Here is a 24,641-nt window from a genome sequence, read left to right on the forward strand (position 1 = left end):
TTCAGCGGTTGCTGCGGAAGGTGCTTCTGTCGCTTCCTTGTAGTCTGTAGCTGCGGATTCCGCTGGTGAAGTTTCTTCGTCTTGTTCTTTTTTGACGGTTGTCACTCCAGCTTTGAATTTGGGTCTNNAGTGGCTTAGCCGTAGTCTGAGGAGTATCTTTCGTGTCTTCAGCTGTTGCCGCAGAAGGTATTTCTGTCGTTTCCTTATTGTCTGTGGCTGTGGATTCTGCTGGAGAAGCTGTTTCGTCCTGGTCTTTTTTAGGAGCTGTAATTCCGGCCTTAAACCTAGGCTTAAATCCTGCCGGCTTATTACTTGTCTCTTGTATATTCTCTTTTTCGGGAGATACAGGTTCTTCCGTATTTGTTTTTGTAGTCGTAACTCCCTGCTTAAAACGAGGTTTAAAACCTGCAGGTGCGCCAGAAGATGCTGGTTGAGGATTTGAGTCTTCTTTAGACTCTGTGTTCTCCGTTGTGGTATTACTTTTAAAGCGAGGTGTGAATCCGGTTGCCGGACGGGGTTCTGCTGCTGTTTTTTCTGCAGTTGATTCATTATCAGTAACCGGTGTAGCTGCAGATTTGAATTTTGGCCTGAAACCCGCTGGTTTCGAAGCAACTCCTGCAGATGCAGCAGGGGCTATTGGCGTTTCTGTTTTTTTGACAACTGCAGCAATCCCCACTTCCTGTTCGGCCAGCTTATAATCCTTACGAAGCCGGTTGAACCAGAATTTCTTTGTATGATCAAAGCTTTTCTCCCCCATTAACATATAATGCTTTTTGAATTCATCATAAAGAGCCGAGTTTGAATGTTGTAGGGCATTCAAATCAATGTTCTTTTTTACAAAAAATTCTTCAAAGGTCATACGTTCCTGTTTTTACAAATGTACCGAATTTACCAAAATGAAAAAAGAGAGCGAAAGCCCTCTTTTTTCATTTTATAAGAAATAATACAAATTATATTAGTCCATATTATGATATACAGCCTGTACATCGTCATCTTCTTCGATTTTATCGATAAGTTTAAGAACATCAGCTGCTTCTTCCTCAGAAATAGTAGAATGTGATAAAGCAATACGTTCTAATTTTGCTGATTTTGTTTCTATACCTTTTTCTTCTAAAAGACGTTGCATATTTCCAAAGTCTTCAAAAGAAGTTTGTACTACTACAACATCATTTCCTTCTTCATCCGCTTCTACATATAACTCTTCCAGACCTCCGTCGATAAGTTCCAGTTCCAATTCTTCTACATCCAGATTTTCCTGAGCATCGAATCTGAAGATAGATTTTCTATTGAAAATAAAATCTAAGGAACCTGTTTTCCCTAATGTACCACCGGCTTTTGTAAAATAGCTTCTGATATTAGCTACAGTTCTGTTGGTGTTATCTGTTGCTGTTTCGATAAGAATAGGCACACCGTGCGGGCCATATCCTTCATAAACATATTCTTCATATCCTTTCGCATCTTTCTCTGAAGCACGTTTTATAGCTGCTTCGATACGATCTTTAGGCATGTTTACAGCTTTACCGTTTTGGATTGCTGTACGCAGGCGGGAGTTGGTTTCCGGGTGAGGTCCACCTTCTTTTACTGCGATAGCGATTTCTTTTCCTAAACGTGTAAATTGGACAGCCATTTTTGCCCAGCGTTTAAATTTGCGCTCTTTTCTGAATTCAAAAGCTCTTCCCATTTTGTCTGTTATTTGTTTTTAAGGTTTTGGATCATGTCCGCCGTCATTTCGGTTAAATCGAATTTCGGTTTCCATTCCCAATCTTTTTGGGCATATGAGTCATCAATACTTGCAGGCCAGGAGTCTGCAATAGCCTGACGGGGATCATTGTCCGAATAAGTGATGGTAAAATTAGGAAGAATTTTTTTAATTTCTTCAGCAATCATCTTCGGTGTGAAGCTGATACCTGCAAGATTATAGCTGGAGCGGATCGTTAGCTTTTGTTCAGGAGCTTCCATCAATTCGAGTGTACCTCTTATTGCGTCATCCATATACAGCATTGGTAGGGCTGTGTTTTCTGAAAGAAAGCATTCATAGGTGCCATTTTTGAGCGCTTCAAAAAAGATATGTACGGCATAATCTGTAGTTCCTCCTCCCGGTTCTGTTTTCCAGGAAATAATTCCAGGGTAACGTATGCTTCTTACGTCCAAACCATATTTTGCATGATAATATTCACAAAGGCGTTCTCCTGCCAGTTTGCTGATACCATAGATACTGTTTGGATCCATTGTACAGTATTGCGGTGTATCCTGCTTAGGAGAATGTGGTCCGAATACAGCGATTGAACTAGGCCAGAATACGCGTTTTACTTTAAACTCAAGCGATAGATCCAGTACATGAAGTAAACCATTCATGTTGAGATCCCATGCTTTTTGCGGGTATTGTTCACCAGTCGCAGATAACATGGCTGCAAGGTGATAAATCTGAGTAGGTTTATATTTATCAAAAAGCGCTTTTAAAGCTTCTTTGTCTAATACGTTAATGATTTCAAAAATCTCATTTTCGGCCAAGGATTTTGGTTCTCGAATGTCTGATGTAATGACATTTTCATATCCAAATTTTTGTCTCAGGGCCAATGCTAATTCGGTTCCGATCTGACCGTTTGCACCAATAATAATTACGCGCTCTTTCATCGAAACAAAGATACTCATTTTGTAACCTTTGTCAATAGTGAGATGTGGCTGAGGCAAGGACAAAACTCCCTCTGAATGTCCTGTTGAAGCCTTGATTGTCATATAATTCAACTATATATAAGTAAATACCCGGCGGTGCGGGTGAACCATTTTCTGTTCGACCATCCCAGGTGATCTGTCCCGATGAACCTATACTTTTATTCCGAATCAATCGATTGATCATATGACCTCTATCGTTTACTATACTGAGGCTGATCATGGCATTTTCGACTTGTATTTCATAGTTAATGAAGAGTAAATCTTCAAATGAATCCCCATCAGGAGAAAATGTGCGGGAGGTCAAAAAAAAATTATTTTTTTTGAAAATTTTATCGCTGTACCGGCTATTTTGATATCCGGGAGTTGCTCCTTCCGCTGATGTTGCGGAAGAACGGAAGTTTCCGGGAGTATTTGTATCCTCTTTGTATTGTTGTCGTTCCAATGAAATTCCCCGTTTATTGGTAATAAACGGGCTATGCATATTTTCGGTATAAAACAGACTATCTATAATCTGTTCCTGATACCGGAGTGTCACTACACCTGATATATTAGTGTAGGCCGGGAGTGTACGTAGCTGTATGAGATTATTCAGATCTGTAGCTGGATAATGTTGTTTTACAATTGTTCCGTTTGTGGTAAGCAGCCGGTAATGTCCGGCTGGAAAGTAATGAACAGTGTCGGCTATGTTATATTTTCCGATCTTCCAGTTCTGTAGATTTATGTCCTCTATACTGTTGTTGTAGATCTCCACAAAGTCTACCCCTCCGGGCTTTGGATTAAATAATATTTCATTAATGATAATGTCTTGAGGGTGAGGTTTATAGGGTAGGGTGTGTGAAAGTGTTATAGTTGTGTCGAGTGCTATCTGATCCCCGGTGAATAGTACTGCCTTACGAATATTGATCTGAAAGGTTTCTTTTACCAAAGAATCTTTCAGATGCAGATATACAATTGAATCCTGAGAAGTGATATTCTCAATTTTTTTGGGTGGGCTAATAAAGTAATTGGATTGTTCAGACATAGTCGCTGTATCCAAAGGATCGGAGAATAGAATTGATATCGTTTTAGGATTAAGAATGGATGCTCTTTTAACAGATAATTGATCTGTCGAAGAGTATGCTTTGAGCAGGATATAATGGAAACGAAGCGATGAACGACGTGTTGCTGTGAAGTAACTGGCCAGTCCGAAATCTGTCTGCAGCTTGTAGACATTGTCTTTTACCTGAGCCTGACCGGCTGTGTTCAGTAGAGTAAGAAATGATTTCTGCTCATACTCTTTCACTGCGATACGCCAGATGCCATTCTGATCGCAGGTTATCATGACTTGTGCAGACTGGTGCTCTTTCTCATTTACAAGCGGAGTACTTTGAAATATAATCATTCTGGAATTTCCATTCTGACGATAAAGTTTATAGAAATGGTAATCTGAAGTGCCATCTACCTGCAGATGATAGCCCTCATGAGGCTGATGAGTTGAAGGTTTATTAACAGAAAGATAGAAGCGGAAGTAATTAGCTGATGAAAGCGCTGTAGTACTGGTAAATCCGATTTCGTATTGCATACCTGCTTTAGGTAGTATGCTGCTATGGAGATATGCGGGTGATGAAGATTGGGGACTGATCCGCAAAATATTATCTTCAACGAAATAATCCCGGGTAGGCTGCCATTGATGGAGCTGACCTGCCTGGAACTTGTCCATAAATAGGACACCCAGTGTATCAGATGGAAGAAGGGTATTTTGCGCATGTAAGGATACCTGCGGAGTAAGAAGATGTAACAGGCCTGCTAACCAATAGCATAAGAGTTGTCTTTTTTCTATTAATACGCTCATAATTTATATAAATTGTCAATATTGCTGTGTAAAATTTATAAATTTTAAAATATCTCTGGTTTGATGTCTCTTTAATTTGTATGTTTGGCATTCTACATTAACATGTAAGTTAAGTAAAGATTAATAAAATTTATAACAATTTAAAAAACAACACAGTATTATGAAAGTTGCAGTAGTTGGCGCAACAGGCCTTGTTGGGTCAGAGATGTTGACAGTTTTGGCAGAGCGTAATTTCCCGGTGACCACCTTGATTCCAGTTGCTTCTGAGAAGAGCAAGGGTAAGGAAATTGAGTTTAAGGGTAAGAAGTACGAGGTTGTAACCGCAACAGAAGCTATTGCACTGAAACCTGATGTTGCTCTTTTTTCAGCCGGAGGCAGTACTTCTACAGAATTTGCTCCTTTGTTTGCAGAGGCAGGGATTACTGTTATTGATAATTCATCAGCATGGCGCATGGACCCGACAAAGAAACTTGTCGTTCCGGAAGTAAATGGGGATGTATTGACTGCAGAGGATAAAATTATAGCAAATCCTAACTGTTCTACGATCCAGATGGTCGTGGCGTTGAAGCCATTACATGACAAATACAAAATCAAGCGTGTAGTTGTGTCTACTTATCAATCCGTTACCGGAACTGGTGTTAAAGCGGTTCAGCAGCTTAATGATGAGCGTGCAGGCATAGAAGGAGAAAAAGCGTATCCTTATCAAATCGATTTGAATGTAATTCCTCATATTGATGTATTCCAGGACAATGGATATACAAAAGAAGAAATGAAGATGATCAAGGAAACGAATAAGATCATGCAAGATGATTCTATTAAAGTGACAGCGACTACTGTTCGTATACCTGTGATGGGCGGACACTCTGAATCTCTTAATATCGAATTTGAAAATGAGTTTGATTTGAAAGATATCAGATCTGTACTGGAAGCACAGAGTGGCGTAATTGTAGTGGATGACCCGGCTAATCTGGCATATCCTATGCCAAAGGATGCACATGGTCGTGATGAAGTGTTTGTTGGTCGTATACGTCGTGATGAATCTCAGGACAAGACATTGAATATGTGGGTTGTTGCAGATAACCTTAGAAAAGGAGCAGCAACGAATGCTGTTCAGATTGCAGAACTATTAAACAAGAAGGGACTGATTTAATAAAAAAGTCTTTCTGATAATATGAAGAGCTGCTTTATACAAGCAGCTCTTTTTTTATGAACTTATATAGTGTAAAAATGCGCTGTCGCAGTATATATGGAAAATACACGAACATTGTCTGACACTCTATTCTGGAGAAGTTAGATGTTTGGCATCGTATGCTTTCTGATTATATGAAGAGCATGAATTACCTTCAAACAGAAACAAAAAAAGAGCAACAAAAGTTGCTCTTTTTTTATTTTGTGAATAGATATATTCTTATCTCACAGGAATGAATTCCCAGTTGTCATCAAATTTGAATGTACCGTTAGCACCTGTTGCGATATATCCTTTTCCGTTTACAGAGAATGATGCTGCACCTTCACGTGCGGATCCTTGGAATGCCTGATGTTTGCTTTCCCATGAATCACTTGAAGGATTGTATCTCCATGTGCTGTTTAGAATAGAAGATTTTTTACCACCAACAACGAATGCTGTCTGACCTACTGTAAAAGCAGAAGCACTCTGACGTGTTACGTCGATATCATCATTTTTGATGTCATTCAGACGAGTCCAGTTTGTTCCGTCAAATTTATAGAAATCTTCAGGGAAAGCGTTGTTGTCAAAACCACCACCTACATAAGCAGTGTTACCGATCACGAAAGAAAAAGCATTCACTCTTTTATTAGCGAAGATAGTACCTACTTCAGTCCAGGTATCAGTTGCAGGATCGTATTTGTAGAAATCTTTCAGTGTTTTTTCAGCTTTTGTAGAACCTAAACCTACATATCCGAAACCGCCTAATGAAAACGCTACCGCTCCGTATCTGGCTTCACCTGGTAAAGATTTAATCTTTGTCCATGTGTTTGTCGCAGAATCGTACTTGTAAAAGTCATTCAATGCATCTGTTCCGTTGTAACCTGTACCTACGAAACCAACTCCGTTGATTGCGAAACCTACAGCTGCGTTACGAGCGTCTCCGATGAAGTCAGCTTTTTTAGACCATGAACCTTTTTTGGAATCGAATAACCAGGTATCTTTTACTCTCTCATTTGTTCTCAGGATACCCGTAGTAATAAAACCGTTGTCTCCGATAGAGAAATAGGCTGCTGCACTGCGTGGATCTCCGTCAAAAGCTGAAGTTTTAAACCACTCAGTCGGACCTGTATCTGTTGTGCTATCTGTATCATCACTTTTTTTACAAGAATTGAAGGACGTTAAAGCGATAGTACAGGCTAAAAATAAGATTAGCCAATTTTTCTTGTTCATAAATTGTTAAAATTTAGTATATACGATGTTTAATTTAACTTTTGGCTTGTTATTTTCTTTTGCGATTTCAAGCGCATTCGCTGTGGAGAACAGGCTTGGAGATGCAACAGTTAAAAATAACGAAGTATCATAATAATTTACAGTATTAATATTCTTAAGGTATGCAATCAGATCAAATACATATTTACCATTTGCTCCGGTATCATTTCCTTTGCTGAAACTTACCTGTTGTATAGTGTTTGTAAAAGGAAAATTGACTGCTGTAACAGGTATTCCGTTAATATTTGCTACCATCAGCATGACGGATGGAGGTACAGGGTACATTCCGGTATTTAAATTTGGTGTTTCGATAATCAACTCCGCTTTGTTTATGGAAATCTTCTCATCCAGTATAAATTCTCTTAACGAAGGAATCTTAATGTTCGCTACAACTCCTGTACCACCCTGAACAAATACTTCCTGATTAGTTTCCGAGCTTTTCAACTCTTTATTCGTATAATTCAAGGATTCGTATGGAGTACCGGTACGGTCAAATGTAATATTGTTATGCTGATAAGATTTACTGTCAATAGTAAATGTTTTTGCAGCCTGAGTTTTAAATCCGTCCGATCCGATGTAAGAATAGTTTACTTTAACTGCCAGTGTATCATTAAATCCGATTACAGTAGTATTAGTCGCTGCAGGGACAATGACCATACCTTTAAAGAATTCCTGAAAGTTAGCATTGGAAGATACTTTAATGTCATTATTCTTGAAAAGATTAAATAATGTGTTTCCAAGATTCTGATCCAGACGTACAGATAAAGTATCTAAGGATTTAATACGTGGTCTGAATGTTAATTCTCCAAGAGGCGTGCTGTTATAATTAAATTTCTGCTTGCCGAATAGAGTCGGACCTGTGACAAAAGCCGGAGTCAGATTATTATCAATACCTGTAGTAATGTCTCTTAGTATGATATTTTCTGTGACTTCATGTACACTTATCTTTTGGTTTACGGTAGTATCTCCGTAGTAGTATCTGGCCTGATTAGGCTTGATAACCAGTGTCAGGGAGTCAAATGTTGCACCGTCAGGTATTGTCGCAGATACATTTCCTAAACCTAAGCGAAAATAGCTGCTTGATGAAATACTTCCCGTCTTTGCGCTGTTCGCTTTACCGACAAGGATAGTACCCGTTGCTGCAGTAGGAAGATTATCCATCTGGAAGGTGGAGACATTTACAGTAAATGAATCGGTAACACTAAGACCAAGATTGTTATCGGAGCCATCAAGTGAAATACTGATATCCTTATTACAGGAACTTACGACAGCAATGAATAAAATTGGTAAAATATATCTTATATTTCTTCTTTTAAAAAATCGACTCATGTTGAAAAATTACGCAATGACGCAAAAGTAATGATTGCCTCCTGTTAATCAGTGTTATATTTTGTTAAATTAGGTTAATTCATAACCGTGAAGCAAAGCTACTAATTTAAATTTGTTTTTTAATTATGGTGAAAAGGTATAAATTGGTAATAACAGTCATGATCCTGACGGGTTTGGGCGTTATTCTGGTATTGTCGGGATGGCTTTATGGCAGCTATCAGAACAGACGGGATCTGTTTCTTTCTTCTGCAGAAAGATCAATGTTTAATGTTATACAGGAAGTATATCAGACGAAGATCAATGTAGACGATTCTCTCCGTTCCGCTCAGGCCAGAGGAAGGAAATCATTTGTAGGCTATCTGCAGGAAAAATTTCCAAAAATAGACTTTGATTCTTTACGCAAGAATTTTGAAGAAAGCTCAGGGAAATCTTCCTATATGCAAAGCTTCAGGGATAATGCTCCCAGAAGAGGAGAAGAGCGTAATGACGAAGGACCTGCTCAGATTATTCCCCCCTATCTGTTCAAAGATTTTGATTTCGATAAAGAGGTGATGGATACGGTCTGTCACAGACTTAAACTGACGCTAACAGATAAAGGTATTCATACCGATTTCAAGGTGGAGTTACTGCAGCTTAGTCGGGAAGAGGTGTCTACTTTCCGTGCAAATACGAAAGCAGAAAAGCTGATGTGGACAAGACCAACCTTAGTAAATCCAGACAGAGGGCAGTTTGTCGTGGTTAAATTTGAGAATACCTGGCGTTATCTTCTTTTTGGTATAGGATGGCAGTTGTTGGTTTCAATAGTTCTTGTTGCTTCTCTGGTTGGCTCCTTTCTTTATCTGATGCTGACCATATTGCGGCAGAATAAGATGGCTCAACTGCGAAAGAATTTTGTAAATAATATGACCCATGAGCTCAAGACTCCGGTCTCTACTGTTATGGCAGCTGTAGAAGCGATTCAGACGTACGGTGTCAAAGATGATAAAGCTAAAATGGAGTTATATCTTCAGGTTTCCAGAAATGAGCTTCAACACCTTTCTGATATGATTGAAAAAGTTTTGCAGATGGATATTGATGAAGTAAAGGGAGTCAATTTACAATACACGACATTTGATATTGCAGACTTGCTGGAGCGGTGTATTATGATTGCAAAGCTCAATTTTAAAAAGAAGATTGAGGTAGTCTTTGATTGTGAAAAGAGACCGGTAATGATATCGGCTGATGAAGCGCATCTGAAGAATGTGTGTAGCAATCTGCTGGATAATGCAATCAAGTATTCCGGAGAAGAGGTTTTGATAACGGTTGTTCTGAAAGAATTGGCGCACTCGGTAGAGATCAGTGTGAAAGATAATGGGAAGGGCATTGCTGCAGAATATCAAAAGGATGTATTTGATGCTTTTTTCAGGGTTCCTGAGGGAAATCTTCATGAAGTAAAGGGTTTTGGTCTGGGATTATCATATGTAAAGCAAATGATTACACAACATGGAGGGACTGTTTCTCTCGTCAGTGAATTAAATAAAGGTAGTATCTTTACGATCAGTATTCCTAAAGCGTAGTTATGATCCGTATTTTGTATGTAGAGGATGAGGCTGGTCTGGCCATGATTTTGTCAGATACTCTGGCGTCTCATGGATTTGAAGTAACACATTGTCCTAATGGTGGAGAGGCTTTTTCCACGTTTCAGGAACAGAAATATGATCTTTTGCTGATCGATGTCATGATGCCTGTGATGGATGGTTTTGAGCTGGCAAAGAAGGTGAGAGGAATGGATACGGATGTACCTATTATATTTCTGACCGCACGGACGCAGACTGAAGATGTCGTTGCAGGGTTTCATCTTGGAGCCAATGACTATATTAAAAAGCCATTTAAGATAGAAGAACTCATTGTCCGGATAGAGGCTCTGTTTAAATATTATAACCGGGCACAAGCTGTTTCAAAATTGCAAATAGGACATTATGTTCTGGATCATGTGAAGCACTTGCTGACTTTTGAGGAGATGGAAGAGAAGCTATCCTTTCGGGAAAGTGAATTGTTGCGCAGATTATTGGAAAATAAAGATAAGGTGGTTCCCCGGGAAGAGATTATTAAAGCATATTGGAGTCAGGACAAATATTTTACCGGTAGAAGTCTGGATGTTTTTATCAGTAGAATGCGAAAGTATCTTATTAAAGATGAACGGATCAAAATTATTAATATCAGAGGTATAGGTTATATGTTAACAATAGATGAATAGAAATGAAAGCATTGATTATAGTAGATGTTCAAAATGACTTTGTACCGGGTGGGTCGTTGGCCGTAGAATATGGCGATGAGATTATCCCTTTGATTAATCAGCTTCAGCAGGATTATGAACTGGTGGTTGCTACGCAAGACTGGCATCCCGTTCATCACAAAAGTTTTGCGGTGGAACATCCTGGCAAAAGCGTTTTGGAGGTGATTGACCTAAATGGTCTGGAGCAGCGATTGTGGCCAATCCATTGCGTACAGGGGAGTAGTGGAGCAGCATTTCATGAACAGTTAGACATGAATCGGGTAGAAGCGATCTTCAGAAAAGGAACGAATCCGGAAATAGATAGCTACAGTGGATTTTTTGATAACGGACGCAGGAAAAATACAGGTCTTGCCGGATTTCTGCGCGACAGAAATATTGAAGAAGTCCATGTATGTGGTCTGGCAGCCGATTACTGCGTATATTTCACAGCTAAAGATGCATTATCTCTAGGCTTTCAGACAGCAATTCTTACGGATGCCACTAAAGCGATAGATCCAGCTCAGTTTGAAATACTTGCCAGATCATTTGAAGAAGATGGTGGACGGTTGATTTAACGTATTCCTCTGCCCCGTCCTCCTTCTCTGCGCGGGCTGGCTGATCCGCGTGATCCTTTACTGTCCTGTCCGCCGAATTTGCGTAGATGGTATGTAAAACTCAATAGAAAATAGCGGGTCAATGTATTAGACTGAACATCTGAAATTGAGAATTCATCTACACGTCTGTTGACATTTTTTGCTTTATTGAAGATATCGAATGCTTTTAAAGACAGTTCTGCATTTTCTTTCTGAAAGAACCGTTTGCCAATGGAGGCATTCCAGATAACTGTCTGAACCCCGGAGGTATTCTGTACACCGCCGTTAAGCATGTAGTTTATATTGGACGTCACAAACATTCCTTTCCAGAAATCTACAGACGCATTATTGTTAATGGTATGGTTGTACACATTATATTTTTTGACCTGTAAGGATGGATTCTCCGTAAAGGTCAGATTACCGTTGTAGGAAAGCCCTATTACTGTCTTTCTTCCGAAATTACTGGATATTCCTACTCGCTGACGTATACCGTAGGATTTGGAATTCAATAAATCTTTATTTAATATGGAATAATTGTTATTAAAGAAAAGATTATTATTCAGGTTGAGGTTCAGTTTCCATTTATTAAGTGGTAAGCCCAGACTGTTTGTCATTCTGACCGAGTAAGCTCCGTTGACATTCTCCGGTGTGATGTACTGTCCACCGGCTCCTAAAATAATATCATCTGTGATATGTACTGCTGTATCTGTCAGTAAGATCGAATTGACGATCTTGTCCTGTATATATTCAAAGTTAAGGCTGGAATTGAAACTGCGTCCTGTGGATTTTTTAATATCCCTGAATTGAAAACTAATATTATGTTTATATTCCTGATCCAGATCCGGATTACCGTTTTGAATACGCAAGGCGTTTTGATTGTCTATAAAGTCTTGTAACTGATTAATAGAAGGGGCATTCGTAGCGGTATTATATTTTAATTCCAGCCGCTTTTCTTTACTGATGTGATAAATGATATTCATCTCCGGTAAAAAGCTTCGGAATCCGGAAGTCGTGAGTACATTTTTAGGGAAAGTCTTATCATTCTTGCGGGAGGCATATTGATAGTTTGCTCCAATCTGAAACGTTAAGCTGTCTTTTTTAGAGAATAAATAAGATATACCACCACTGTGAAAATCAAAATCATTTCGGAATTCATTTGACAATCTCTCGTTAAGCTGGCCCAGTTGTCCGGTTTCTTCCAAAAATTCGAAAGTCTTGCGGTCCGAATAATTTGCCGTATTGCGGTAACTGTAATTAGCCTGTAACCGGCTGAATCTGGATATGTTTTCGGTAAAGGTCAGCCTTCCGTTTATTCCGTTTCCATAGCCCTCAGATATATTCTGATTATTATTGGTGTCGATACGATTTAACAGTGCATCTTTATAATATTGATTGAGCGCATAGGTGCGTCCCTCACTGTTATTGGAGGAATGATTGGCATTTAAATTAACAGATAATGTTCTTCCGGGTTTATTCAGCCTTACCATATAAGTAAGTGCTCCCGATAAATTAAAGTTGTTGCTATTATTTCGATTTCTTCGGTCCGATGTATTAATGGTATCCTGCAGTTGATTAAGAGTTGTACTTATATTAAAATTAGTGCGGTCATTGGAAGAATAGGACAATTTCGGTACAAAATCTATGCGTTGAGTGGAATCTATATCCCAGTGTAGCCGTGCCCCTGCATTGTGACTTACTGCTCCATTGTCTGTATTCGACGCTTGTTGTCTTAACTGATTAGCCCGTGAACCGAGGATATAGTTGGTTAAGGAATTTGTAAAAGTATTGGTATTGGTCGAATTAAAATTGTAATCCGCACTTACCTGCATTTTTTGATTTAAATAACTGTTGTTGACGCTTGTTGCCACAGCGTATGTCTTAGACAGGCCGCGCTCAACATTTGAATTTCCCCCTCTGTTGCCCCCGCGTCCCTGCTCCCCGAAGTTGGTCTCATTGGTATTATTGGCCATTGCTGTAAGGGAATAGCGCTTGTCATTCTGAAAGCCATTTATATTGATGTTGGTTGCGTACTTTTCATCATTTCCCAGACTGCCGTTTGCTTTTCCGAAATATCCCTTTTTCCGATTGGGCTTGGTAACGATATTGATGACCTTATCCCGCTTACCATCGTCGAATCCGGAAAATTTAGCCTGTTCAGATTTATCATCTATGATCTGTACTTTATCTATGATGTCGGCAGGTAGAGATTTGAGCGCAATTTTGGGATCCGTGCTGAAGAATTCCTTACCATCAACGATTATTTTTTTTACTGCTTCTCCGTGTGCATTGACATTGCCGTCTTCATCAATTTCCACTCCGGGAATCTGCCGGATCAGTTCATCTGCATCGGAGTTTTTGGCTGTTGCATATTTATTGGCATTAAATTCCATGGTATCACCTTTCAGTGCAACTGTTTCTGCTGTAATCTCGATTTCATCCAACATGATTTCCGAAGATTCCATTTGAAAATTGACTGTTGCTGCGGTACTTCCCAATGTGATTTTTCGCATATCCTGCTTATACCCCATGTAGTTGATGTTGATGACATAGGTACCTTGTTCCAGATTGCTGAATGTATAGTTGCCCAGCATATCACTAGGTGCTTTCAGAGTAGTTGAATCTTTGCTGTTAAGAATAGAAATACTGGCTCCTTTAATTGGCTGGGATGTCAGCTTATCCGTGATTTTACCGGAAATACGGATTTGACCAACAGCTGATAAGGAAAGGAATAAAAAGATACTGACAAGCGCAAGGTGTCTCATTGAAATTTAGGTTGATGTGATAGTCTTTTTATTAGGAATACTGTTTGTAAAAAAAATAATGACAATCCGTTATCCTCTTCGACTATGCCTGTGCGAATATAAAAAGATTAGGTATATTTGTAATATTTATAGCAATAAAGATACATGAAAGATAATGCGATGAGTCGCAAGGAAAGGATAATGAAAGAGGCTTTGGCTCTCTTTGCGGAGAAAGGATATGCGGATACTTCGACAAAAATTATTGCTCAAAATGCAGAAGTTTCGGAGGCCTTGATTTTTAAACATTTTGGAAATAAAGACGCTCTGCTTTTTCATCTGATCAAATCCGGATACAGAAGAGTACTGATGTATCATAAGGGAATGATGACCTATAAAAATCCAAAGGACTTTCTGAAAAATATGATCTTTCTGCCAAGTAAACTGGTGGCTGAAGAGCCTATTTTCTGGAAGCTGCAGGAGCGTCTGTCTCATAATTCTTTTTCGCGTCAGCAGCACGAGCAATTTATGAAACCTGTACAGCCGATTATAAATCGCGCATTTGAAGAGCTTGGCTATGAAAATCCGGAACTTGAAACGCAGTTTTTGTTAATTGTTATTGATTCCCTCTGGAAAAAAGAAGCCAGTGGCGAGATTGAGCAATCCTTAGATCTGGCAATTCTTTTAGAGAAAAAATACAATCTGCTGTAAGCTCTATTTTTTTTGTAACAATTTGCGTTTTTGTGCATCTTTTTTGTTGCAATGCGCACAAATAGTTTTAAAAATCAATTTTATTTGACGTAATTCGTGGTACCTAATTAATTTTAAAGCATATGATATTTAGAAAAATGGTTTTAGGGCTTGCCTTTGTGGCTGTTTCAATTGCCGCTAAAGCACAGTCTAACCCCAATTTTGTTGCCTTTATTAATCAAAAGCACGCTTGGGTTGATTCTGTATTCAATACCCTCTCCCCTAAAGAGAAAATAGGACAGTTATTTCTTGTTCGGGCACATACAAATCTAGGCCAGAAATATATAGATTCTGTGGCTGCAGTAATTCAAAAAGAACAGTTGGGAGGTCTGGTTGTATTTCAGGGAGGACCTGTGCGTCATGCCAATATGTTTAACCGTTATCAGGCTGTTGCCAAAGTGCCTTTGCTGATGACTTTTGACGGTGAGTGGGGCTTGGGAATGCGTATGCCGGATTCTACGGTTTCTTATCCTTATCAAATGACTTTGGGTGCTATTCAGGATGAGTCTCTGATCTATCAGATGGGTAAAGAGGTGGCTAAAGATTTTCATCGCATCGGAATGCACTTTAATTTTGCTCCGGTTGTTGATATCAATAATAATCCTAAAAACCCGGTGATCAATTTCAGATCATTCGGTGACAACAAGTATAATGTTGTTAAGAAGGCAAAAGCATATATGGATGGTATGGTTGACGGAGGGATTATAGCCTCATTAAAGCATTTTCCGGGACATGGAGATACGGATGTGGATTCACACCATGATCTGCCACAGTTGAAATTCAGTAAGGAGCGTCTTGATACACTGGAAATGTACCCTTTCAAACAGTTGATCAAAGATGGTGCGCCTGCTGTAATGGTTGCGCATATGAATATTCCAAGTCTGGATCCCACTCCTAATATGCCTTCATCAATATCAAAAGCCGTAGTAACAGGACTTTTGAAGGATCAGTTAGGTTTCAAAGGCCTCACGGTTACGGATGCAATGGATATGAGTGGAGTGAAGAAGTTTTTTCCAAACGGAGAAGCAGATGTTCAGGCTATTATTGCGGGGCATGATTTGCTGGAAGTTTCTGAAAACAGTGGTCGCGCTATTGGGTTGATCGAAAAGGCAATCAAGGATGGCCGTATCAAACAAGCCGATCTGGATGCCCGGGTAAAGAAAGTTCTGGCTGCAAAATTGTGGGTTGGTCTGAACCGTAAGCGTGTAATCAATACAAACTATCTGTATGATGACCTAAACAGAACCAGTTCAAAACAATTGGTACAGCGTTTAGCGGATGCGTCCATTACACTGTTGAATTCAAATAACCGCCTGTATTCGTTTCAACCAAAACAAAAAACGGCTATTGTAAGTATAGGCGTGACTGCAGCGCAGGATTTCGAAAAAGAAATGAAAGCCCGTCTTCCGGAGTCTGATGTATATTACATCAAAGGAGACGAAAAAGAAGAAGCTTTACAGGAGATTTTCAAAAATGCGAAAGATCACAAACAGTTAATCGTAGCGATTCACGATGACCGTTCACGTCCGCGCAGTGAGGTTCCTTTTAGTCCGGAAGTAAAAGAGGTGATTGCTAAATTAGCAAAGAGAAAAGCGATCACCTGTCTGTTTACTAATCCTTATGCATTGGCTGATCTGCCAGGTGTAGAGAAAAGTCAATCTATACTTATGGGGTATCAAAATGACTGGTTCATGCAAAAAGCTGCGGTGAGAGCTATCTTCAGAGAGATCAAGCCGAAAGGTAAATTACCGGTAACGATTAATGAAAATTATAAAAACGGAACAGGAATTTAAGGTTTATAAGATTAATTGTATATGGCGAATCACGTAAAAAATGATTCGCCATTTTTAGTTTATTACGGGAGGATCACTTCCCGGATATTAGAGATATTACTTTCATTCTTCATTCTGTCAATAGCCGTCACCACATAAAAATAATGACCTCCGGGTTTTATAGTATTATCCGTGTACTGAAGGTAGCTGTCATCGTATGATATTTGTAAGATACGTTCTGCATTTGCGGTGTTGACATTTTCTCCCTTTTCAAAACGATAAATGATATAACCGTAGATCTGTTCATCGTTTGGCTTTTGCCACATCAGCGTAGTCGATCTTCTGTTTGCAGAGACGTGTGCCTGTAATCCGTAAGGAGATTGCGGAGGTATGCTGTCTATCCATGCCATCGTTGGTGGAAGTGCTTTGTAGCGATACAGATCATATTGCATGGAATCACGTAGTCCTGCCAGATTGTCCATCAAAGATTTAGAGCTGAAATAAATACTTCCCTGTACTTCATGTTGATCCCGCAGGTGACGCACCTGCTTTGGAATCTGTCCCTTATCTGTCCATCCCTGGCGTTTTTCAGTTACACGGTATGCCCCATGTCCTACATAAAAATGACGTCCGTAGGTATGTTTCTCCCACCATTCCAGCAAGATTTCGAAAGCTGCAGCTCTGTTATTAAACGGAAAATAAATCTGTGGATTGATATAGTCTATCCAACCTTCTTTCATCCACTTGACCCCATCTGCATACAGCGTACGGTAGCCACTGAGTCCGCTTGTATTGGATCCATCCGGATTATCTCTTTTATTATCCCATATACCAAAAGGGCTTATCCCATATTTGATAAATGGTTTTTCCTTTTTAATCGCTATTCCGAGATCACGGATCAAAAGGTCGACATTGTTTCTGCGCCAGTCGTGTATATTGGCAAAGCCTTGGCCAAACTGATGAAAAGTAGGGGCATCAGGTAGCGCAGTATTTCTTGCATCCGGATAAGGATAGAAATAGTCATCAAAATGAATCCCGTCCACATCATAATTTTTGACAACATCCATGATGACATCAATGATATATTGTCTTACTTCAGGCAATCCCGGATTGAATAGATATTTTCCACCATATTTAAAGAACCATTCCGGTTTTGTCCGTGTGATGTGATCTTTGGAAAAATGGGCCGGATTCAGTGTTGTAGATGCACGATAAGGATTGACCCACGCGTGTAGTTCCATTCCTCTTTTATGTGCTTCTTCAATAACAAATTCCAGCGGGTCGTAGAATGGTGATGGGGCTTTACCCTGTACACCGGAAAGATATCTGCTCCAGGGCTCTCTTCCTTTAGCGTAAAATGCATCTGCAGCAGGTCTGATCTGGAAGAATATGGCATTCAGTCCTGCACGTTGATGTGCATCCAGAATATTGATCAGCTCTTGTTTCTGCCGTTCACTACTTTCATTGTCCCTGCTTGGCCAGTCAATATTGGCGACTGTAGCTATCCATACACCACGAAGTTCCCGTTTCGGAGAATTTTGGCTGCTTGCCTGATACTGGAAATGACTGATGAAAAGAATTAGAATGATTATCTTTAGAAAGTGCAACATGTTTTTTGAATCCCCCACAACTATTAGGCATCAAAGATAACAAACGTAGGGTAACTGACTTGTTACGTACAGGCGGGAGGGTGTTAAATAGTGTTAATTTTTCGGAATGTACGGAGGGAAAATCGTTGTTTATAAAAATGACAATAATTCGTGTTGAAATAACCTTTTCAATATGATATTTGTAATGTAATATATCATATTTTTGTGACGATTAAATTATTGATCTAAAAAATGGCAAAAGAGCAGATTTCTATATTTGATATGTTTAAGATTGGGGTAGGGCCGTCCAGTTCGCATACATTGGGTCCATGGCGTGCTGCACAGCAGTTTACCAAAGTCTTAGCAGATAAGGGTGTGTTGGATGATGTAGAAGCTGTCAAAATCTTATTGTACGGCTCTCTGGCAAAGACCGGAGTCGGACATGGAACTGATATTGCAATCCTGTTGGGGCTGAGTGGGGATGACCCCGTGACTTGTGACGTCAATCAGATCACACCTAAAGTAGAGCATATCAAAACCGCACATGAGCTTGTATTGGCCGGTAAGCATGCTATTCCTTTTTATTTTAAAGAGGATCTTTTGTTTTTATTTCAGGAAAGTCTTCCTTTTCACCCTAATGCTGTAACTTTTCAGGCTTTTCTGAAAGGAGAAAAGGCTGTGAGTGAAACTTATTATTCCATCGGCGGAGGCTTTGTTGTTCAGGAAGGAGACGATTCAGGATTTTTATCTGAAATAGATCTGCCCTTCCCGATTGATACTGCACAGGAGCTTATGCTGGCCTGTATGCGTACGGGCCTGAAGATCTCTGATGTCGTTATGGAAAATGAGAGTGCATGGCGTAGCGAAGAGGAGACTAAAGCCGGCGTCCTTCGTATTTTTACAGCTATTAAAGAATGTATCTACAGGGGTTGTCATACTTCGGGTGTACTCCCAGGCGGATTGAATGTGGAAAGACGGGCTGCAAAACTGAATAAAAAACTGATCAATGGTCGTAGTTATGTCGATTTTGAGAGCTGGGTACAAGCTATACGTGAAGGAGGTAAAGATTTTGATTATATTCTGGATTGGGTAAGTTGCTTTGCTTTGGCGGTAAATGAGGAAAATGCATCATTTGGACGTGTGGTTACTGCACCTACAAACGGAGCTGCTGGTGTCATTCCGGCAGTGCTTCAATATTTCATTACTTTTCATAATGGATTTGATGAGAGTAAGATTATTCAATTTATTGCAACAGCTTCTGAGATTGGTTCGATTTTTAAAAAGGGAGCAACTATATCTGCCGCAATGGGTGGATGCCAGGCGGAGATTGGCGTTTCCTCTGCAATGGCTGCCGGAGCGTTGACCGAATGTCTGGGCGGATCTCAACGTCAGGTATTAATGGCTTCTGAGATTGCAATGGAGCATCATCTGGGGCTGACCTGTGATCCGATCGGTGGACTCGTGCAGGTGCCTTGTATAGAACGAAATACAATGGGTGCAATTAAAGCAATCACTGCGGCTCAGTTAGCCCTGCGTTCTAATCCGGATAAAGCTAAAGTAAGTCTGGATGCAGTGGTGAAAACGATGTGGGATACTGCACAGGATATGAATGTCAAATATAAAGAAACTGCAGACGGAGGTTTGGCGGTACATATTCCGCTGAGTCTTCCTGAATGTTAAGAGTATATGATCTTACCGGATATTTTTTAATTTTGTTTGAATGAAGTATAGTGCTATAGCATCAGGCAGTAACGGTAATTGCTATTACGTGGCGAAAAATGATTCTGCAATTCTGGTTGATGCCGGGATAAACAGCAAGCATATTCACCTGCGAATGGGAAATCTGGGAATTCAGCCTGATACTATAAAGGCAATTTTTATAACACACGAGCATACAGATCATATTCGCGGGCTTTCGGTTTTCAGTAAAAAATATAACCTTCCGGTGTATATTACTGAAGGAAGTTACCGTGGAAGCCGTTTACATCTCCCTTCACATATGGTCCATGTTATCAAGCCCAATGATAAGGTAGAGATAGGAGAACTGACGGTATATGGTATCCCCAAATATCATGATGCGAAGGAACCTTGTAGTTTTCTTGTTTCTGACGGAGAATATAATATCGGTATCCTGACCGATATCGGCAGGGCTTGCGATAATGTCAGATATGTTATTCAGCATGCAGATATTCTGTTGTTAGAATCCAACTATGATGAGGAAATGCTTCGTACCGGGCGCTATTCTTATTATTTAAAAAACAGAATCAGTAGTGGATGGGGACATATCTCGAATACAGTTTCTCTGGAAATTTTTAATAATTGCCGTAGCAGCAGGCTTAAGCACCTGATATTAACCCATCTTTCGGGAGAAAACAACAGTGTAGAACTGGTTGAGCAGACTTTTGCTCCGCATTGCTCTGAGATCAAATTGTCTGTAGCGACCAGATCCGCAGAGACCGAATTGTTTGATCTTCATGCGTTGCTTCTGAAAGAATTGATTTAGGTAAGCGTTGCGGCTGACCTAAATTTTAGATCAATTCCATCTTGAAGAGGTCTGCCAGATGGTTCTTTAATCTGTCTTTTACTTCGTTGATATCTACTTCTCTTCCAAGTTCACGCTGCATAGAAGTCACGTCTTTATCATCTATTCCACATGGAACAATGTTTCCGAAATAACTCAAATCTGCATTTACGTTAAATGCGAATCCGTGCATAGTGACCCATCTGCTGGCACGTACACCCATTGCACATATTTTGCGGGCTTTGTCATTATCCGGATCTATCCATACGCCTGTATATCCGGGGTATCTGCCTGCCGGAATTCCATAATCGGCAAGGGTCAGAATAACAGCCTCCTCCAATGTGCGGAGATAGAGGTGGATATCGGTAAAGAAATTGTCCAGATCCAGAATCGGATAGCCTACGATCTGTCCGGGACCGTGGTAGGTGATGTCTCCTCCACGATTGATCTTATAGTATGTGGCTTTTTTTTCTTCAAGGCCCTGCTCATCTAATAAAAGATTGTCCGGATGACCACTTTTTCCTAATGTGTACACATGAGGATGCTCTGTAAAGATGAGATAGTTACTGGTCTCTGTATGGGCTTCGTTGACACGATTATCATGCTTGACGTCCAATATACTTTTGAAGATATCTTCCTGTCTGTTCCATGCATCCTGATAATCCTGCAAACCCCAGTCCGTGAATTGTACTTTTTTGTTCATACTTACAGCCTTTCACTAATACAGCAAATTATTATATGGATATCTGGCATTGTGCATTTCGACAATAATGTCGTAAAGTTTTTGCTTGAATTCCTCTACATTCGTTTTATTGGTTGCTGAAATAAAGATTGCCGGATCTGAATTTTTTGCCATCCAGCTGTTTCTGAATTCTTCCAGTGTTACTTCTCTTTCTTCGCCTTCGTCTCCTTCTTCAACTGCCGGCTTGTAAGCATCTATTTTGTTGAATACTGTAATGACGGGTTTGTCTAATGCTCCCAGATCCTTTAATGTTTCATTGACAGCGTGAATGTGATCTTCAAAATTGGGATGAGAAATGTCAACAACATGAATCAGCACATCTGCTTCCCTTACTTCATCCAGCGTAGATTTGAAACACTCTACCAGGTGATGAGGTAATTTGCGGATAAATCCAACAGTATCGGACAGCAGAAATGGCAGATTATCGATCACGACTTTTCTGACAGTGGTATCCAGAGTTGCAAAGAGTTTGTTTTCGATCAGTACATCGGATTTGGAAATCATATTCATAATGGTTGATTTTCCGACGTTTGTATATCCGACTAATGCTACCCTGATCATTTCTCCGCGGTTCTTACGCTGGGTCTCATTCTGTTTATCAATAGATTTGAGACGTTCTTTGAACAGGGAGATCTTATTGAGGATCATCCGTCTGTCGGACTCTATCTGAGACTCACCCGGACCACGCATCCCGATACCACCACGCTGGCGCTCTAAGTGCGTCCACATTCGTGTCAATCGGGGAAGAATGTACTGAAGCTGAGCCAGTTCAACCTGGGTCTTCGCCTGAGCTGTTTTGGCGTGACTGGCAAATATATCTAGGATCAGGTTGGAGCGGTCCAGAATCTTCACTTTGAAGAAGTTTTCGATATTGCGCAGTTGAGATGGACTTAATTCATCATCAAAGACCACCATATCGATTTCTTCTGCATCGATGTAAGATTTGATTTCCTCCATTTTTCCACTTCCGATAAAAGTTGCCTTATCCGGATAAGCGAGTTTTTGTGTGAAAATACCGTTGGTAATTCCACCGGCAGTCTCTACCAGAAATTGCAGTTCTTCGAGATACTCACGAGCCTTAGCTTCTGTTGTATCCGGAGTAATGACCGAGATCAGTACAGCAGTTTCGGGTTTTAATGCAGTATCGTATATTTTGGTTCTAGCCATATAATAGTATTAAGAATAAGAGCGGCAGGAGATTTGAAAACAGGTGTATTATTAACAGATTCCTACGCAATTTTGTTTGCCGGAAGCATCTTGCTCAAAGCATAATGCAAAGATAGGGGTTTTTTAAGAGATTTTGTCCCAGGAGATACCAGGAGCACGTTGTTTAAGGTAAGCGCTAAGTAAAATATTCTTTTCAGACTGGAGAGCAGGGTCTTCTTTGAAAATGCTGATCACCGTATTCCGGGCTTCCGAAAGAATTGCCTGATCGCTGGCCAGATTGGCGATCTTCATGTCCAGTACCCCGGATTGCTGTGTTCCGGAGATGTCTCCGGGGCCCCGCAGTTGTAAATCGACTTCTGCAATTTCAAATCCGTCGTTGGTGCGGACCATTGTTTCCAGTCGTAAACGGCCTTCCTTACTTAGTTTGTTGCCAGACATGAGGATACAAAAAGATTGTTCGGCACCTCTTCCTACACGTCCGCGTAGCTGGTGAAGCTGAGATAGTCCAAAGCGTTCGGAATTTTCGATGACCATGACAGATGCATTCGGCACATTGACTCCTACTTCGATCACTGTCGTCGCTACCATGATTTGTGTTTCATGCTTTATAAAGCGTTGCATCTCAAAATCTTTATCTTTCACCGGCATTTTTCCGTGCACGATACTGATCTTATATTGTGGCAACGGAAATTCACGTTGCAGGTTTTCAAGTCCGGCTTCCAGATAGAGCAAGTCCAGCTTTTCACTTTCCTTAATCAAGGGAAATACAACATACACCTGTCTCCCCTTTGCGATCTCTTCTTTCATAAAACCGAACATGCGCAGCCGGGAGCTTTCAAAAAAGTGTACCGTTTTGATCGGTTTACGGCCTGCCGGCAATTCATCAATGACCGAGATATCGAGATCGCCGTACATAGTCATGGCTAGCGTTCGCGGTATAGGTGTAGCTGTCATCACCAGCATATGCGGAGGTATGATATTTTTACGCCACAGTTTGGCTCGCTGTTCTACTCCGAACCGGTGTTGTTCATCAATGACTACAAAACCAATATTTTTGAATCGTACTTTATCTTCAATAAGCGCATGCGTACCTATCAGTATATCCAGTGTCCCTTCTTCCAGCTCCTGATGGATAATGCGGCGTTCTTTGGCAGGTGTAGATCCGGTCAGCAAGCGGACTTTTGCAAATCCCTCACCTAACAGTTCACTTACACTGGCGTAATGTTGTGTAGCAAGAATTTCTGTTGGAGCCATCATACAAGCCTGAAATCCATTGTCTATGGCGAGCAGCATACTCATCAGGGCTACGACTGTCTTTCCTGAGCCTACGTCTCCCTGAACAAGCCTGTTCATCTGGGCGCCGGTATTGGTGTCCTGACGAATTTCTTTGATCACTCTTTTCTGTGCATTGGTCAGTGGGAAAGGAAGTTTTTCATTGAAAAATGTATTGACCTTTTCTCCTACCTGATCAAAGCGATGACCTTTAAATTTGAGCGTATTGAGCTGCTTGTTATTTAACAGACGGAGTTGGATAAAAAACAGTTCTTCAAATTTTAACCTTCGGATTGCCTGATCGAGTTCCTGCTGTGATTTTGGGAAGTGAATGGCAAGTAAAGCCTTCGGGTAGTCGATTAACCGGTGTTCCTGTATGAGGTAAGAAGGCAACATATCTCCGATACTACGGTATACCGTCTCCAGAGCTGTCTGTTGTAAACGCTGTATACCCCTTGTGTCGAGGTTGAATTTTTTGAGTTTCTCTGTAGAGGAATAAACGGGTTGCAGACTCTGATTTCCGATCTTTTGTTCCTGTGCATTATACAGCTCCATCTCCGGATGTGTGATAGAGATATGTCCGTTAAATTCGGTTGGTTTTCCATAAAGAATATACGGAGAGCCAATCTTAAGGGATTTTTTTAGCCAGGGAATACTTTGGAACCAGACGAGTTCTATTGATCCGGTATCGTCTCTAAACTGACCGACCAGCCTTCTTCCTCTTTTTTCACCAACTTCCTGCAGCCCGACCAATCGTCCCAATACCTGGGCACCGATCATATCAGGATGGAGTTTATGGATTTTGTGAAACTGAGTGCGGTCTATGTAGCGGAAAGGGTAATATTCCAGCAGATCACCAATAGTAAAAACCTGCAACTCTTTTTTGAGTATGTCGGCCTTTTGCGGGCCTACGCCTTTGAGATATTCTATGGGTGTTATTAATGATAAATTAGCCACTGCAATTACATTTCTG

The 24,641-nt window shown here is 40.4% G+C and carries 18 protein-coding genes; 8 read left to right on the forward strand and 10 right to left on the reverse strand.

The features are described 5' to 3' along the window. Positions 1-955: 955 nt before the first annotated feature. From B4B65_RS05725 to B4B65_RS05735, 3 genes are read right to left on the reverse strand one after another with little or no spacing between them, the layout of a single operon-like run. Positions 956-1,681 carry a YebC/PmpR family DNA-binding transcriptional regulator gene (locus tag B4B65_RS05725; RefSeq protein ID WP_201680912.1) on the reverse strand — a complete coding sequence of 242 codons (726 nt, stop codon included), beginning with the start codon at positions 1,679-1,681 and terminating at the stop codon, positions 956-958. Between the two features lie 8 nt (positions 1,682-1,689). After that, positions 1,690-2,652: an NAD-dependent epimerase/dehydratase family protein gene (locus tag B4B65_RS05730; protein ID WP_201680911.1), complete on the reverse strand. Its 963-nt coding sequence runs from the start codon at positions 2,650-2,652 to the stop codon at positions 1,690-1,692. A gap of 13 nt (positions 2,653-2,665) precedes the next feature. Beyond that, entirely contained in the window at positions 2,666-4,504 is a 1,839-nt protein-coding gene (locus tag B4B65_RS05735; RefSeq protein ID WP_293914212.1) for a lamin tail domain-containing protein, read from the reverse strand. A 160-nt stretch (positions 4,505-4,664) separates the two neighbouring features. Between B4B65_RS05735 and B4B65_RS05740 the strand changes: the two genes are divergently transcribed. Continuing rightward, positions 4,665-5,654, forward strand: coding sequence for an aspartate-semialdehyde dehydrogenase (locus B4B65_RS05740; RefSeq protein WP_201680909.1), 990 nt, complete (start codon positions 4,665-4,667; stop codon positions 5,652-5,654). 258 nt (positions 5,655-5,912) lie between these two features. On the opposite strand, the gene B4B65_RS05745 is transcribed toward B4B65_RS05740, so the two are convergent. Both B4B65_RS05745 and B4B65_RS05750 read right to left on the reverse strand, forming a co-directional pair. Beyond that, positions 5,913-6,902, reverse strand: a complete 990-nt coding sequence (locus B4B65_RS05745) for a Kelch repeat-containing protein (protein ID WP_293914215.1) — start codon at positions 6,900-6,902, stop codon at positions 5,913-5,915. 6 nt (positions 6,903-6,908) lie between these two features. Next, a complete protein-coding gene (locus B4B65_RS05750; protein WP_201680907.1) occupies positions 6,909-8,270 on the reverse strand; it encodes a DUF4270 family protein in 1,362 nt (453 codons plus the stop codon). A 125-nt stretch (positions 8,271-8,395) separates the two neighbouring features. Between B4B65_RS05750 and B4B65_RS05755 the strand changes: the two genes are divergently transcribed. The 3 genes from B4B65_RS05755 to pncA are packed head-to-tail and all read left to right on the forward strand — an operon-like array spanning position 8,396 to position 11,099. Then, complete coding sequence (locus B4B65_RS05755) at positions 8,396-9,826, forward strand: sensor histidine kinase (protein ID WP_293914217.1); 1,431 nt, start codon at positions 8,396-8,398, stop codon at positions 9,824-9,826. A gap of 2 nt (positions 9,827-9,828) precedes the next feature. Beyond that, complete coding sequence (locus B4B65_RS05760; protein ID WP_293914219.1) at positions 9,829-10,506, forward strand: response regulator transcription factor; 678 nt, start codon at positions 9,829-9,831, stop codon at positions 10,504-10,506. 2 nt (positions 10,507-10,508) lie between these two features. Continuing rightward, positions 10,509-11,099 (forward strand): bifunctional nicotinamidase/pyrazinamidase, encoded by a 591-nt coding sequence (pncA, locus tag B4B65_RS05765; protein ID WP_293914221.1) that lies wholly within the window; start codon positions 10,509-10,511, stop codon positions 11,097-11,099. Here pncA and B4B65_RS05770 read toward each other — a convergent pair. Further along, positions 11,096-13,879: a TonB-dependent receptor gene (locus B4B65_RS05770; RefSeq protein WP_293914223.1), complete on the reverse strand. Its 2,784-nt coding sequence runs from the start codon at positions 13,877-13,879 to the stop codon at positions 11,096-11,098. The genes pncA and B4B65_RS05770 overlap by 4 nt on opposite strands. A 144-nt stretch (positions 13,880-14,023) precedes the next feature. Here B4B65_RS05770 and B4B65_RS05775 point away from each other — a divergent pair, with 144 nt between their 5' ends. After that, positions 14,024-14,566 carry a TetR/AcrR family transcriptional regulator gene (locus B4B65_RS05775; protein ID WP_201680902.1) on the forward strand — a complete coding sequence of 181 codons (543 nt, stop codon included), beginning with the start codon at positions 14,024-14,026 and terminating at the stop codon, positions 14,564-14,566. A gap of 122 nt (positions 14,567-14,688) precedes the next feature. Then, on the forward strand, positions 14,689-16,398 hold the full coding sequence (locus B4B65_RS05780) for a glycoside hydrolase family 3 protein (RefSeq protein WP_293914226.1): 1,710 nt from the start codon (positions 14,689-14,691) through the stop codon (positions 16,396-16,398). Positions 16,399-16,460: 62 nt separating this feature from the next. Here the strand turns inward: B4B65_RS05780 and B4B65_RS05785 are convergent, their stop codons facing one another. Continuing rightward, positions 16,461-17,987, reverse strand: a complete 1,527-nt coding sequence (locus B4B65_RS05785) for a glycoside hydrolase family 10 protein (protein ID WP_293914228.1) — start codon at positions 17,985-17,987, stop codon at positions 16,461-16,463. Positions 17,988-18,218: 231 nt separating this feature from the next. On the opposite strand from B4B65_RS05785, the gene B4B65_RS05790 reads away from it, so the two are divergent. Together B4B65_RS05790 and B4B65_RS05795 are read left to right on the forward strand one after the other, a co-directional pair. Continuing rightward, positions 18,219-19,646: an L-serine ammonia-lyase gene (locus B4B65_RS05790; RefSeq protein ID WP_293914230.1), complete on the forward strand. Its 1,428-nt coding sequence runs from the start codon at positions 18,219-18,221 to the stop codon at positions 19,644-19,646. A gap of 40 nt (positions 19,647-19,686) precedes the next feature. Further along, positions 19,687-20,469, forward strand: a complete 783-nt coding sequence (locus B4B65_RS05795) for an MBL fold metallo-hydrolase (protein WP_293914232.1) — start codon at positions 19,687-19,689, stop codon at positions 20,467-20,469. Between the two features lie 25 nt (positions 20,470-20,494). Here B4B65_RS05795 and lipB read toward each other — a convergent pair whose 3' ends face one another. The 3 genes from lipB to recG form a co-directional block, all read right to left on the reverse strand. After that, positions 20,495-21,190: a lipoyl(octanoyl) transferase LipB gene (gene lipB / locus B4B65_RS05800; protein ID WP_293914234.1), complete on the reverse strand. Its 696-nt coding sequence runs from the start codon at positions 21,188-21,190 to the stop codon at positions 20,495-20,497. A gap of 15 nt (positions 21,191-21,205) precedes the next feature. Beyond that, on the reverse strand, positions 21,206-22,396 hold the full coding sequence (gene hflX / locus B4B65_RS05805) for a GTPase HflX (RefSeq protein ID WP_201680896.1): 1,191 nt from the start codon (positions 22,394-22,396) through the stop codon (positions 21,206-21,208). Positions 22,397-22,519: 123 nt separating this feature from the next. Further along, positions 22,520-24,625, reverse strand: coding sequence for an ATP-dependent DNA helicase RecG (gene recG, locus B4B65_RS05810; RefSeq protein ID WP_293914237.1), 2,106 nt, complete (start codon positions 24,623-24,625; stop codon positions 22,520-22,522). Positions 24,626-24,641 lie beyond the last annotated feature (16 nt).

The sequence above is a fragment of the Sphingobacterium sp. UBA5789 genome, from assembly GCF_002418355.1.
GTDB lineage: Bacteria > Bacteroidota > Bacteroidia > Sphingobacteriales > Sphingobacteriaceae > Sphingobacterium.